The organism is Streptomyces sp. NPDC037273 (assembly GCF_055603625.1).
In genome coordinates, this window is the sequence record NZ_JBVJVO010000010.1 from 160,918 (window position 1) to 174,240 (window position 13,323).

A 13,323-nucleotide genomic window follows, 5' to 3' on the forward strand; every position below is an offset into this window, starting at 1 on the left:
TGGTGTTATCTCTCCCCCCGCTACGAAGGGCCTTGCTCGTCGGATCCCCCGCCAGAACCTCGGGGAGGGGTGGGGGGGGGACGAACGGCGGGGGCGGAGACACGTGTCTCCGCCCCCGCCGTTCGTCAGGGGTACTACTCCGGCTTGGCCGCCGCCGTCTTCTTCGCGGCGGTCGTCTTCTTCGCCGTCGTCGTCTTCTTCGCGGCCGTCTTCTTGGCGGTGGTGGTCTTCTTCGCCGCCGTCTTCGTGGCCGTCTTCTTCGCGGTCGCCTTCTTGGCCGGGGCCTTCTTGGCGGCCTTCTTCGCCGGTCCCTTGGCGCGCTTCTCGGCGAGGAGCTCGTAGCCGCGCTCGGGCGTGATGTCCTCGACGCTGTCGCCGGTGCGCAGGGTGGCGTTGGTCTCGCCGTCCGTCACGTACGGGCCGAAGCGGCCGTCCTTGACGACGACGGGCTTCTCGCTGACCGGGTCGGTGCCGAGCTCCTTCAGCGGCGGCTTGGCCGCAGCGCGGCCCCGCTGCTTGGGCTGGGCGTAGATCGCCAGCGCCTCTTCGAGGGTGATCGTGAAGAGCTGGTCCTCGTCGGTGAGCGACCGCGAGTCCGTGCCCTTCTTCAGGTACGGGCCGTAGCGGCCGTTCTGCGCGGTGATCTCGACGCCCTCGGCGTCCGCGCCGACGACCCGCGGCAGGGACATCAGCCGGAGCGCGTCCTCCAGGGTGACGGTGTCGAGCGCCATCGACTTGAAGAGGGAGGCCGTGCGGGGCTTCACCGCGTTCTTGCCGGTCTTCGGGGTGCCGTCGGGGAGGATCTCGGTGACGTACGGGCCGTAGCGGCCGTCCTTCGCGACGATCTGGTTCCCGCTGACCGGGTCGGTGCCCAGCTCGAAGTCGCCGCTCGGCTTGGCGAGGAGTTCCTCGGCGTGCTCGACGGTCAGCTCGTCGGGCGCCAGCTCGGCCGACACGTCGGCCTTCTGGTAGCCCTCCTGGTCCTTCTCGCCGCGCTCGATGTACGGGCCGTACTTGCCGACGCGGAGCATGATGCCGTTGCCGACGGGGAACGAGGAGATCTCGCGGGCGTCGATGGCGCCGAGGTCGGTGACGAGCTCCTTGAGGCCGCCGAGGTGGTCGCCGTCGCCGTTCCCGGCGTCCGCCGCACCGCCCGTGCCGCCGGCCTCGCCCTCACCGAAGTAGAAACGCTTCAGCCACGGCACGGACTGGGCCTCGCCGCGCGCGATGCGGTCGAGGTCGTCCTCCATGCGGGCGGTGAAGTCGTAGTCGACGAGCCGCCCGAAGTGCTTCTCCAGGAGGTTGACGACGGCGAAGCTCAGGAAGGACGGCACGAGGGCCGTGCCCTTCTTGAAGACGTAGCCGCGGTCGAGGATGGTGCCGATGATCGAGGCGTACGTCGACGGGCGGCCGATCTCGCGCTCTTCGAGCTCCTTGACCAGCGAGGCCTCGGTGTAGCGGGCCGGCGGCTTGGTCGCGTGCCCGTCGGCGGTGATCTCCTCGGCGGTCAGGGCGTCGCCCTCGGCGACCTGCGGCAGGCGCCGCTCGCGGTCGTCGAGCTCCGCGTTCGGGTCGTCGGCGCCTTCGACGTACGCCTTCATGAAGCCGTGGAAGGTGATCGTCTTGCCGGAGGCGCTGAACTCGGCGTCGCGGCCGTCGGCGGCACGGCCGCCGATCTTGACGGTGACCGAGTTGCCGGTGGCGTCCTTCATCTGGGAGGCGACGGTCCGCTTCCAGATGAGCTCGTAGAGGCGGAACTGGTCGCCGGTCAGGCCGGTCTCCGCGGGGGTGCGGAAACGATCACCCGAAGGGCGAATCGCCTCGTGCGCCTCCTGCGCGTTCTTGACCTTGCCCGCGTAGACGCGCGGCTTCTCCGGCAGGTAGTCGGCGCCGTACAGCTGGGTGACCTGCGCCCGGGCCGCCGCGACGGCGGTGTCGGACAGGATCGTGGAGTCCGTACGCATGTAGGTGATGAAGCCGTTCTCGTACAGCTTCTGCGCCACCTGCATGGTCGCCTTCGCACCGAAGCCCAGCTTGCGGCTCGCCTCCTGCTGGAGGGTGGTGGTCCGGAAGGGCGCGTACGGCGAGCGGCGGTACGGCTTCGACTCGACCGAGCGGACGGCGAACGCGGTGTCGGCCAGCGCGGCGGCGAGCGCCCGGGCGTTCGCCTCGTCCAGGTGGAGCACGTTCGCGGTCTTCAGCTGCCCGTCGGCGCCGAAGTCACGGCCCTGCGCGACGCGCTTGCCGTCGACCGTGTTCAGGCGCGCGACCAGCGAGGACGGGTCGGAGGCGTCGCCGGGACGGCCGGTGCCGAAGGTGCCGGTGAGGTCCCAGTACTCGGCGGAGCGGAAGGCGATGCGCTCGCGCTCCCGCTCGACGACGAGCCGGGTGGCGACGGACTGCACGCGGCCGGCGGACAGCCGCGGCATGACCTTCTTCCACAGGACCGGCGAGACCTCGTAGCCGTACAGCCGGTCGAGGATGCGGCGGGTCTCCTGGGCGTCGACCATGCGCTGGTTCAGCTCGCGCGGGTTGGCGACGGCCTCGCGGATCGCGTCCTTGGTGATCTCGTGGAAGACCATCCGGTGGACCGGGACCTTGGGCTTCAGGACTTCCTGGAGGTGCCACGCGATGGCCTCGCCCTCGCGGTCCTCATCGGTGGCGAGGAAGAGTTCGTCGGACTCGGCGAGGAGCTCCTTGAGCTTCCTGACCTGGGCCTTCTTGTCCGCGTTGACGACGTAGATCGGCTGGAAGTCGTGCTCGACGTCGACCCCGAGGCGGCGCACCTCGCCGGTGTACTTCTCGGGCACCTCGGCGGCACCGCTGGGGAGGTCGCGGATGTGCCCGACGCTCGCCTCGACGACGTAGCCGGGGCCGAGGTAGCCCTTGATCGTCTTCGCCTTGGCAGGCGACTCGACGATGACGAGTCGGCGGCCGCCGGGTGCGGTCTCGCTGGTCGGGGACAACTTCGCTCTTCTCTCCGGGATCGACACTCTCTTGGCACGTACGGCACTGGCACGCACGGCAGCGGCACGGACGGTGACGCTCCCGTCGCTGCGGAGTGTGACGGTACAACCCGCCCCCGTGTCAAACGGCGAAAGCCCGCAACGGCCACTCGAACGGTAACCCGAGTTTTGGCATTCCTGCCGCCCGGACTCCCGGACGGGCGGGGCGGGCACCCGGCCAGGTGCCGTCACGGACCCGGTCACGGGCGGCACCCTGGAAGCACGCCGGAGGGACCGGGGAGGTCCTCAGAGGCGGCCGAAGCACCAGACGCCGAGGGCCAGGAAGAGCGCGCCGGACAGGCCCGTCAGCGCGGCCGCGGTACGCGGGGCGACCCCGTACACCACGGGTTCACGGTGCAGTGAGCGCACGGTGGTCCACAGCAGCAGCGCTCCTCCGAACAGCGTGAACGCCGCCCCCGCGAAGATCGCCGGCCCGCTCTCCATGCCCGTACCCCGTTCCGTCCCCGTGCGGTGTTCGTCTCCCGAGGCCGAGGCTGGCACCTCCGGGCGTCGTAGGCGCGAATTCCGGGTGAACGACGCGGGGCGTCCCGGGCGGTTTCACGAAGATGGCCGGTAGTGACCCATTCCTCACCCCTCCTTCCCCTCCCGTCACACCGTTCGAGCGCGGCCGGCCCCGTTCCCGCCCCGGCCGGCTCACATCGTGTCGAGCGTGGCGCGGCGGCGGCTGCCGCGCTCGAAGAGGGCGAGCAGGGCGACGGCAAGCAGCGCCCAGCCGCCGCCGACCGCGAGCTCGGCCCCGAGCAGCCCGGCGTCGAGCCCGGTGCCGGCGGTCAGCCCGCGCGCCGCGTCGGCCGCGTGGGTGAGCGGCAGCAGCTCACCGGTGGTCCGCATCCACCCGGGCAGCGTCTCCCGGGGCACGGCGGCGCCGGTCAGGAGGAGGAGCACCGAACTGGCCACGTTCGACACCAGGAACACGTCACGGAAGCGGAGCCCCAGCGCCCCGAGCGCGAGCCCGAAGGCCGAGCAGGCGCCCGCCGCGACGAGCAGCACCAGACCGAGCCCGGGCAGCGCACCGGCGGGCACGGCAAGACCGAGCACGAGCGAGGCCGCGGTGAGCACGAAGGCGCTGACGAACAGCCCGTTGAGGACGTACGGAAGGGCGCGTCCGATCCACAGCGGGATCCGGTGCCGGGGCGAGAGCAGGACCGCCCCGAGGGTGCCGTACCGGCGCTCGTTCGCGACGGCCATCGTGCCGCCGTACACGCAGGAGGCGGAAGCTGCGAGGACGGCGTTGCCCACGAGATGGAAACGGTCGTCGGCGACGCCCAGTTCCCGTCCGAGGAAGACGAAGAAGAAGACCTGGAGGAGCGGCCCGACCAGCAGGGTTCCGATGAACATCGGCGGAGTGGTCCAGTTGAACAGGGCCCGGTAGGAGATCGCCCCGCCGACGACGACGAGCCGGGCGGTGGCGAGGAAACGGAACATGACTCTCTGGCCTTTCAGGTGAGGGCGAGGGTGGCGGCGGCGCGCGCCCGGCGCTCCACCCGGCCGAGGACGAGGACGGCGGCCAGGGCGTACCCGGCGCCCAGCGCCACGGCGACGAGCAGCGGCATGATCACGTCCCCGCCGGAGGCCGCCGCGTGCACGGCCCGCGCGCCCCAGGTCGTGGGCAGCGCCCAGGAGATCGGATGGGTCCAGGCGGGCAGCACCGTCACCGGCACCAGGAGCCCGGACAGCAGCCACACGGGGGTGTCGAGCGGGTTGGCCAGCGCGTTGGCGTTGCGCAGCAGGACGAAGGTGGCGGCGAGCAGCAGCCCCATCATGCCGAGCGCGAGGACGCAGACCGGGACCGCGACCAGGAAGAGCAGCGGATGCGCGAAGTCGAGCGGCACGTCGAAGAGCAGCACGCCCCACAGGACCGTCGCCCCCATCGCGTACGTGCCGATGACGGCGGTCGCGAGGGTGATCGGCAGCAAGACGAGGGCGAGCGGCGTCGGGGCCACGACCAGCGTCTCCAGGGTGCCCAGCCAGCGCTGGTTCTGCACCGCGCCACCCGAGCCGAACAGCACCGATCCCCAGATGCCCATGAGTCCGGCCCCGACGGAGGCGGTGAGCAGCCGGTCCGGGTCGCCGGCGGCGCGGAACAGATAGACGGCGAGGGTCGCGTAGACGATCGGTACGAGGACGGCGAAGGTGATCTCGATCGGCGAGCGCGACATGTACGCGACGTGTGTCCGCACCCCGACCGCGACCAGCCGCGCGACCCGCCTCACGCGGACACCTCCGCGGTCTCGGAGGCCCCGGGGGCCTCGGAGACCCGGGAGGCCTCGGAGATCCGGGAGGCCTGGGAGCCCTGGGAGGTCCCGGACTCGGCGCCGGCTTCGGCCGCCGTCGTGACGCCGTCCGTCGTCCCCTCGACGATCGCGATGTAGGCGTCCTCAAGGGACGGTTCGCGGCTCGTGACGCGCCCGATCCGGATGCCCTCCAGCGCGGCGAGGACGGGTCCGTGCAGGTCGGAGGCGCCGCGGCCGGTCTGTACGGTCACGGTCTGGAGCGCGCCGCGGTCCTCGGCCGACACGCCGCGCACGCCGGGCACCCGCCGCACCCGGTCGAGGCGGGCCTCGTCGACGCCGTACGCCTCGATCTCGAGCACGTCCCGTTCTTTCACGAGGGACTTGAGGCTTCCGGGGGTGCCGAGGGCGCGGATCCGGCCGCCCGCGATGACGGCGATCCGGTCGCAGAGTTCGTCGGCCTCGGCCATGTAGTGGGTGGTGAGCAGCACGGTGGTGCCGGCCGCGGCCAGGTCGGAGACGGTGCGGCGCAGGTCGCGGGCGGCGACGGGGTCGACGCCGATGGACGGCTCGTCGAGGAAGAGGACGTCGGGGCGGTGGAGCAGGCCGCGCGCGATGTGGAGGCGCTGCCGCATGCCGCGCGAGTAGCCCTCGACGCGTTCCTTCTCGCGGCCCAGGAGGCCCACCAGGTCGAGGAGTTCGGCGATGCGCCGCTTCTGCTCGCGGGCCGGGACGCCGTACAGCTCGGCGAAGTAGCGGAGGTTGTCGAGGGCGGAGAGCCGGTCGTAGAGCCCCCGGTCGCCGCCGAAGACGTACCCGATCCTGCGGCGTACGGCGACGGGGTCGCGGGCCACGTCGTGGCCGAACACCCGGGCCGTGCCGGAGGTCGGCAGCAGCAGGGTGTTGAGCATCTTGATGGTGGTGGTCTTCCCGGCGCCGTTGGGCCCGAGCAGGCCGAACAGTTCGCCCGGCGCCACTTCGAACGTGACCCCGCGCACGGCCTCGGTCTCGGTGCGCCGGGACTTCGGCCATCCGGTCCTGCTGGTGTAGGTGCGGCGCAGCGCGTCCGCCTCGATTGCGAGCATGCGCCGGACGGTAGAAGCCCCCGCCGGGGCCCCGCCAACGATTCGGAAGCCCCCGAATCGTCGGCGCGCGGCCCCCCGGGGAGCCTCAGGCCACCGCCCGCAGCACGCCTTCCCCGGCGAGCAGTGCGAGCAGGGACCTGCCGGTGTCGGTGAGCTGGTAGTAGACCGAGCGCCCGACGCGGTGGCGGGTGACGACCCCGGACTCGGCGAGCACCGAGAGGTGCTCGGAGACCGTGCTGGGCGCGAGGGCGAGCCGGTCGGCGAGCCCGGCCGTGGTGAGCGGCCCGCCGAGCTCGCGCAGGACGGCCGCGCGGCCCCGGCCGAGCATCAGGCCGAGCCGGTCGTCGGCGACGGGCTCGGGCGGTTCGCGGAGCGCCGCGGCGCCCCGGGCCTGGAAGCTGAGCGCGAAGACCTCGGGGTCGTCGGTCGAGTAGAGCCGGCAGCCCTCGGCGAAGACGAGCGGGACGAGGACGAGCCGCCGCTCCCCCGGCGCGTACTCGGCGGCGATGTGCTTGGTCAGTTCGAGGACCGGCGGCCGCCAGCGCCCGCGCGACTCCAGGCCGGCGAACAGCGCGTCGACGCCCTCGGTCGCGAACGTCCTGGCCCGGACGAGGACTTCGTCCTCGACGAGCCGCCGCATCGTCGGCCAGTAGGGCGCGATCGCGCCCTCCCAGTAGGCCGCGTAGGCGTCGGCGAGCGCCGCGCAGGCCGCCTCGGGGTCCTTCAGGTACGGCTGGAGGAAGGGCGCGTCCGCCATGCCGGGGTAGCAGGCGGCCGCCTGGGCGCGGACGAACTCCGGGTCGGTGCCTCGCAGCGCGGCCAGTTCCTCGTGGACGTGGACGGTGCCGAACGGCCGGGGCAGCAGGAAGTCGGAGACGTCGTACCGCCCCTCGGCGAAGAGGTCCCACAGCGGCCGGAGCCGGTCGTCCTCGCGCCACACCTCGCGCGCCTGCCCGACCCATTCCTGGTACGGCCAGGAGGGGTTGCGCCGCGGCAGCGCGAGGTGCATCGCGCAGAACGCGTCCCGCAGGGGGCTGATCGCGATCCTGGTGGCCCCCAGCGAGGCCTCGTCCATCTCGATCCGTATCAAGCGCCGCCCTCCTCCCCGTACTCCCCGGAGGTCTCCGCTCCGGCGGGCAGCAGGAAGCCCTCCTCGACGAGCAGCCGGATGGCCTGCGGGGTGCGGTCCCGCAGCACGACGGCGTCCTCCCCCATCAGCTGTCCGATGGCGTCGAGGATGCGGCCGGCGCTGAGCGTGCCGTCGCACACGCCGGCGAACCCGGCGCCGACGTGGTCGACCTTGGTGGCGCGGCGCATGCCACGGTTCTGCCGGAGCACGACGTGCTCGGGGTCCTCGGCGCCCGGCAGTCCGACCTGCTCCTGCACCACCTCGGGCGCGAGCGTGAACCGGTCGGCGAGGAGGGCGGCGTCGTCGTGGGCGCGCAGGTAGTCCTGGCGCTCGAAGTGGGCGCGGATGGTGGGGCCGAGGGGCTGCTCGACCGGGTGCGGCCACTCCTCGACGAGGATCGACGGCTCGATCGCGCCGGACGCCACGGCGTCGTTCCGCCGGATGGTGATCCAGCCGAAGCCGACCGCGCGGGTCTTGCGGGCCTCGAACTCGTCGAGCCAGCGGCCGTACGCCAGGCGGTACGCGTCCGGGTCCCCGCGGTGGTCGCCGCTGTCGCGCAGCCACAGCTCGGTGTACTGGGTGATGTCCTGGACCTCGCGCTGGACGATCCAGGCGTCGCAGCCGCGCGGCACCCAGGACCGCAGCCGGTCCTGCCAGTCCTCGCCCTCGACGTGCTGCCAGTTGGCGAGGAACTGGGCGTACCCGCCGTCGTTGAGCCGCGCGCCCGCCTCCTGCACGAGCGTGCGGCAGAGGTCGTCGCCGCCCATCCCGCCGTCCCGGTAGGTGAGCCGGGCGCCGGGGGAGATGACGAACGGCGGGTTGGAGACGATCAGGTCGTACGTGTCGCCGTCGACGGGCTCGAAGAGCGAACCGGTCAGCAGCTCGGCCTCGCGGGCCCCGGAGAGGGCGAGCGTCAGGCGCGTGAAGTCCAGGGCGCGCGGGTTGAGGTCGGTGGCGGTGACCAGGGTGGCGTGCTGCGCGGCGTGCAGCGCCTGGATGCCGGAACCGGTGCCGAGGTCGAGCGCGGCGGCGACGGGCGTACGGATGGTGATGCCGGCGAGGGTGGTGGAGGCACCGCCGACGCCGAGGACGACGCCCTCGTCCTTCTTCCCGATGCCGCCGGCGCCGCCGACGGCGCAGCCCAGGTCGGAGACGATGAACCAGTCCTCGCCGTCCGGGCCGCCGTACGGCCGGATGTCGACCGTGGCGAGCACGGCGTCGTCCTCGCGGACCACCCAGCCGTCCTCGACGGCCTCGTCCAGCGGCAGTGCGGCGGCGGCCACGTCGTGGGCGACGGCCCGCTGGAGCAGGAAGAGCCGGACGAGGGTCTCCAGCGGCGTGTCGCCGCGGGTGGCGCGCAGGGCGGGCACGGTCTCGCTGCGGGCGAGCGCCGAGTAGGCCGGGGCGCCGAGCAGGTCGAGCAGTCCGTCGGCGGTGAAGCCGGCGGCGAGCAGCGCCTCGCGCAGACGGGCGGCGTGCGCGGGAACCGGGAGGCGGGGGGGCAGGCTGGTCGTACTCACCGCTCCATTGTGACGGCCGCCACCGACATCCGGGCCGCCGACCCGGCGGCGGGCGGCCGGACGCCGCCGCCACCGGGTCCGCGGGGCCGGTGACGCCGCCGCCACCGGGCCCGCGGGAGGCCGGGTCCTACTCCTCGGACGTGGTCGCCGCGGCCTTCTTGGAGGGCGTGGCGGAAGGCTTCTTGCTCGGGTCGGCGCCCTTGTCCGAGGACGTGGAGCCGGCCTTCGGGGAGGCGGAGGTCTTCGGCGGGACCGAGGCCGTGGGCTTCTGGCAGCCGGGCTGCTTGGCCATCGCCTGGCCGAGCTCGCCCTCCTCCAGCTTGGACAGGGCGTTCTGGTCCATCTTCTCGATCCTGGTCAGGCCGTCGGCGACGCCCTGCAGGCCGTCCGCGAACTTCTGCTGGTTCGTCGGGTCCAGCGCGTCGACCTGCTTCTTGAGCCCCTCGTAGGCCACGGCGGTGGCGTTGAGCTCCTTGATGGCGTCCTGCTTGACCTTCTCGCCGTTCTCGACGGGCGGGGCGCCGGCGGCCTCGACGGCCTTGGCGAGGGCCCGGTCGGCGTCGGCGATGTCCTGGAACGCCTTCGAGTCGGCGGCCTGGATCTCGGCCGGCTTGCTGTCGGCGGCGGTCGAGATGATGATCTGGTGGGCGTCGGCCCGCTTCTGGATCTGGGGCTTCGCCTGGTCGCAGAAGGTCTTGGCCCAGTCACCCACCTTGTCGCCCTCGTCGTCGCTGCAACCGGCCAGCGCGAGCACCAGTACCGCGCCGCCGGACAGTGCGGCCGCAAGCTTCTTGTTCAACGGATCGGTCCCTTCGAAGGCTCTCGGCCCCGGAACATACACGCCGAACGGGCTACTTCCACCTTTCGTGCGACTGATTCATCCCATATTGCAGCCGTTTGAACCAAGGACCGGCTCTCCCCACCGCCCCCGAACCGCCCGGGAATGAGACGGACGACACGTCAGGAGACCGCGACGGAACGCCTCTTGGAGACGCGGACCGCCGCGACCACCACGACGACCGCGACCGCCGCGACCAGCGCCCGCAGCCAGGCGCTCGCGTCCTCCCCGTATCCGAACCGCACGACCGCCGGAGCGATCAGCAGCGCCACCAGGTTCATCACCTTGAGGAGCGGGTTGATCGCCGGGCCCGCCGTGTCCTTGAAGGGGTCGCCGACGGTGTCCCCGATGACCGTCGCCGCGTGCGCCTCGCTGCCCTTGCCGCCGTGGTTGCCGTCCTCGACCAGCTTCTTCGCGTTGTCCCAGGCGCCACCCGAGTTGGCGAGGAAGACCGCCATCAGCGCGCCCGTTCCGATCGCCCCGGCGAGGTACGCGCCCAGCGGGCCGACACCGAGCGCGAAACCGACCGCGATCGGCGCCATCACGGCGAGCAGCCCGGGCGTGGCGAGTTCGCGCAGCGCGTCCCTGGTGCAGATGTCGACGACCCGCCCGTACTCCGGCTTCTCGCTGTGGTCCATGATCCCGGGGTGCTCGCGGAACTGCCGCCGCACCTCGTACACCACCGACCCGGCCGACCGGGACACCGCGTTGATCGCGAGCCCCGAGAAGAGGAAGACGACCGCCGCGCCGAGGATCAGCCCGAAGAGGTTGTTGGGCTGCGAGATGTCCATCGAGACGGTCAGCGCGTCGGCCACCCCGTCGAGCCCGCCGACGTCGGCGACGGAGGTGGCGATGGCGTCCCGGTAGGAGCCGAAGAGCGCCGAGGCCGCCAGGACCGCCGTGGCGATGGCGATGCCCTTGGTGATGGCCTTCGTCGTGTTGCCGACCGCGTCGAGGTCGGTGAGGACCTGCGCGCCGGCGCCCTCGACGTCCCCGGACATCTCCGCGATGCCCTGCGCGTTGTCGGCGACCGGCCCGAAGGTGTCCATGGCGACGATCACGCCGACGGTGGTGAGCAGGCCCGTTCCGGCGAGCGCGACCGCGAACAGCGCCAGCATGATCGAGGCGCCGCCGAGCAGGAACGCGCCGTAGACCGTGAGCCCGATCAGCAGCGCCGTGTAGACGGCGGACTCCATGCCGAGGGCCACACCGGCGAGGACGACCGTGGCAGGACCGGTGAGCGAGGACTTGCCGATGTCCCTGACCGGCCGCCGGCTCGTCTCGGTGAAGTAGCCGGTGAGCTGCTGGATGAGCGCGGCGAGGACGATCCCGAGGGCGACCGCGACCAGCGCGAGGACCCGCGGGTCGCCGCCGTGGTCGCGGATCCCCGGCTCGGTGACGCCTTCGAGCTCGGCGTACGAGGACGGGAGGTACGCGAAGGCGGCGACGGCCACCAGTGCGAGCGAGACCACCGCCGAGACGAGGAAGCCGCGGTTGATCGCGCTCATGCCGCTGCGGTCCTTGCGCCGGGGGGAGACCGTGAAGATGCCGAGCACCGCGGTGACCACCCCGATCGCCGGGACGATCAGCGGGAACGCGAGGCCGTGGTCGCCGAAGGCCGCCTTGCCGAGGATGAGCGCGGCGACCAGGGTGACCGCGTACGACTCGAAGAGGTCGGCCGCCATGCCCGCGCAGTCGCCGACGTTGTCGCCCACGTTGTCGGCGATGGTGGCGGCGTTGCGCGGGTCGTCCTCCGGGATGCCCTGCTCGACCTTGCCGACCAGGTCGGCGCCGACGTCGGCGGCCTTGGTGAAGATGCCGCCGCCCACCCTCATGAACATGGCGATGAGCGCGGCCCCGAGCCCGAAGCCCTCCAGGACCTTCGGCGCGTCGGCCGCGTAGACGAGGACCACACACGCGGCCCCGAGCAGCCCCAGGCCGACGGTGCACATCCCGACGACCCCGCCGGTACGGAACGCGATCCGCGTCGCCCGGTGCGCGACCTCGGTCAGGTCCTTCTCGGGTTCGCCCGGCGCCGGAGTGGCCTCCCTGGCCGCCGCGGCGACCCGCACGTTCGCCCGTACGGCGAGCCGCATGCCGATGTACCCGGTGACCGCCGAGAACAGCGCCCCGACCAGGAAGAACAGCGAGCGTCCCGCCCGCTGGGACCAGTCGTCCGCGGGCAGCAGCATCAGCAGGAAGAACACGGCGACCGCGAAGACGGCCACCGTCCGCAGCTGCCGTGCGAGATAGGCGTTCGCCCCCTCCTGCACGGCGGCGGCGATCTCCTTCATCCGCTCGGTGCCCTGGCCCGCCGCGAGCACCTGCCGGACGAGGAGCCGCGCGACGACCAGCGCGGCGAGGGCGACACCGGCCACGACGATCACGATCGTCCGGTTCCCGCTCGTGAGCACCGCTGCGGCGAGGGATGTGGGGTCCATGGGGACGGATCATAGGGAGACGAACCGGCTCATTACGGGACCCCGTGAGAGCCCCCGCGCGGATGCATCAATCCGGGGCCCTCCGGGCGTGGCGGCACCCGGCGAAACAGAAGAGGCCCTGCGGTCGCAGGGCCTCTTCTCTCAAAAATCCCTCACGGGTCAGGACAGGACGTCCGCCGGGCTCACCGGCCAGCTCATCCGGATGGTGCCGCCGTCCTCGCCGGCGCTCACCTCGACGTCGTCGACGAGACCGCGGATCACCGCGAGCCCCATCTCGTCCTCACCGTCGGCGTCGTCGAAGTCCTCCGCCGGCGCCGGAGCCGCGGCCCGCGCGCCGGGGACACCGGCGGCATCGGCCGCCGCCACCCCCGCACCCGGCACCTCGTCGCCGACCTCGATGGAGAAGGTCTTCTCCTCCTCGGTCAGCACGACCCGGATGGGCGTCGTGACGTCATTGCTGCGGTGCAGCCCGACCGCACGGGAACAGGCCTCACCGACAGCGAGACGCACCTCGTCGAGGACCGCCTCGTCGACACCCGCCCGGCGCGCCACCGCGGCCGCCACCAGGCGGGCCGTGCGGACGTGCTCGGGCTGAGCACTGAAGCGGAGTTCAACGGTGGCCATGCGAACCCCCTGGGCTCAGTCGACGGCGTTGACGGCCTCGTCGACCGAGGTGTGGATCGGGAACACCTTGGTGAGACCCGTGATCCGGAAAATCTTGAGAATGCGCTCCTGGTTGCAGACGAGACGCAGCGAGCCCTCGTGCGCGCGGACGCGCTTCAGGCCGCCGACGAGCACACCCAGGCCGGTGGAGTCGAGGAAGTCCACGCCCTCCATGTCGACGACCAGGTGGTAGCTGCCGTCGTTCACCAACTCGACCAACTGCTCGCGCAGCTTGGGCGCGGTATACACATCAATCTCGCCACCGACCTCGACGACCGTACGGTCACCACCAGCGCCGGACACATTGCGAGTCGACAGGGACAGGTCCACGGATCCTCCAGCACCTTGCTATCGGGCGATCGCCCCCTCGGGCCTCCCGGGCGGAGCCAG

General features: G+C 72.2%; 11 protein-coding genes. All 11 read right to left on the reverse strand.

Translation table 11 applies throughout. The features are described from left to right. Nucleotides 1-134 precede the first annotated feature (134 nt). Nucleotides 135-2,966: a type I DNA topoisomerase gene (topA, locus tag ACZ7G1_RS25600; RefSeq protein ID WP_470876086.1), complete on the reverse strand. Its 2,832-nt coding sequence runs from the start codon at nucleotides 2,964-2,966 to the stop codon at nucleotides 135-137. A gap of 285 nt (nucleotides 2,967-3,251) precedes the next feature. Beyond that, nucleotides 3,252-3,449, reverse strand: coding sequence for a hypothetical protein (locus tag ACZ7G1_RS25605; protein ID WP_470876088.1), 198 nt, complete (start codon nucleotides 3,447-3,449; stop codon nucleotides 3,252-3,254). 210 nt (nucleotides 3,450-3,659) lie between these two features. After that, nucleotides 3,660-4,451, reverse strand: coding sequence for an ABC transporter permease (locus ACZ7G1_RS25610; protein WP_470876090.1), 792 nt, complete (start codon nucleotides 4,449-4,451; stop codon nucleotides 3,660-3,662). A gap of 14 nt (nucleotides 4,452-4,465) precedes the next feature. Continuing rightward, nucleotides 4,466-5,239 (reverse strand): ABC transporter permease, encoded by a 774-nt coding sequence (locus ACZ7G1_RS25615; RefSeq protein WP_470876092.1) that lies wholly within the window; start codon nucleotides 5,237-5,239, stop codon nucleotides 4,466-4,468. Further along, nucleotides 5,236-6,342, reverse strand: coding sequence for an ABC transporter ATP-binding protein (locus tag ACZ7G1_RS25620; protein ID WP_470876094.1), 1,107 nt, complete (start codon nucleotides 6,340-6,342; stop codon nucleotides 5,236-5,238). Before ACZ7G1_RS25620 ends, ACZ7G1_RS25615 begins: the two co-directional genes overlap by 4 nt. An 85-nt stretch (nucleotides 6,343-6,427) precedes the next feature. Further along, the gene (locus ACZ7G1_RS25625; RefSeq protein WP_470876096.1) at nucleotides 6,428-7,432 is read right to left on the reverse strand and encodes an ArsR/SmtB family transcription factor; all 1,005 of its coding nucleotides are present in this window, start codon (nucleotides 7,430-7,432) and stop codon (nucleotides 6,428-6,430) included. Further along, entirely contained in the window at nucleotides 7,429-8,991 is a 1,563-nt protein-coding gene (locus tag ACZ7G1_RS25630) for a DUF7059 domain-containing protein (protein ID WP_470876098.1), read from the reverse strand. The genes ACZ7G1_RS25625 and ACZ7G1_RS25630 overlap by 4 nt, the downstream gene beginning before the upstream one ends. A gap of 127 nt (nucleotides 8,992-9,118) precedes the next feature. Continuing rightward, the gene (locus ACZ7G1_RS25635) at nucleotides 9,119-9,790 is read right to left on the reverse strand and encodes a small secreted protein (RefSeq protein ID WP_470876100.1); all 672 of its coding nucleotides are present in this window, start codon (nucleotides 9,788-9,790) and stop codon (nucleotides 9,119-9,121) included. A 161-nt stretch (nucleotides 9,791-9,951) separates the two neighbouring features. Beyond that, a complete protein-coding gene (locus ACZ7G1_RS25640) occupies nucleotides 9,952-12,270 on the reverse strand; it encodes a sodium-translocating pyrophosphatase (RefSeq protein ID WP_470876102.1) in 2,319 nt (772 codons plus the stop codon). Between the two features lie 159 nt (nucleotides 12,271-12,429). Then, nucleotides 12,430-12,894 carry an ATP-binding protein gene (locus tag ACZ7G1_RS25645; protein ID WP_470876104.1) on the reverse strand — a complete coding sequence of 155 codons (465 nt, stop codon included), beginning with the start codon at nucleotides 12,892-12,894 and terminating at the stop codon, nucleotides 12,430-12,432. Nucleotides 12,895-12,909: 15 nt separating this feature from the next. Further along, on the reverse strand, nucleotides 12,910-13,263 hold the full coding sequence (locus tag ACZ7G1_RS25650; RefSeq protein WP_015034520.1) for an STAS domain-containing protein: 354 nt from the start codon (nucleotides 13,261-13,263) through the stop codon (nucleotides 12,910-12,912). Nucleotides 13,264-13,323 lie beyond the last annotated feature (60 nt).

Coding starts and splice junctions, on each gene's coding strand:
- ACZ7G1_RS25605 (WP_470876088.1), bottom strand. CDS start 3,449: ATGGAGAGCGGGCCGGCGATCTTCGCGGGGGCGGCGTTCACGCTGTTC.
- ACZ7G1_RS25610 (WP_470876090.1), bottom strand. CDS start 4,451: ATGTTCCGTTTCCTCGCCACCGCCCGGCTCGTCGTCGTCGGCGGGGCG.
- ACZ7G1_RS25620 (WP_470876094.1), bottom strand. CDS start 6,342: ATGCTCGCAATCGAGGCGGACGCGCTGCGCCGCACCTACACCAGCAGG.
- ACZ7G1_RS25640 (WP_470876102.1), bottom strand. CDS start 12,270: ATGGACCCCACATCCCTCGCCGCAGCGGTGCTCACGAGCGGGAACCGG.
- ACZ7G1_RS25645 (WP_470876104.1), bottom strand. CDS start 12,894: ATGGCCACCGTTGAACTCCGCTTCAGTGCTCAGCCCGAGCACGTCCGC.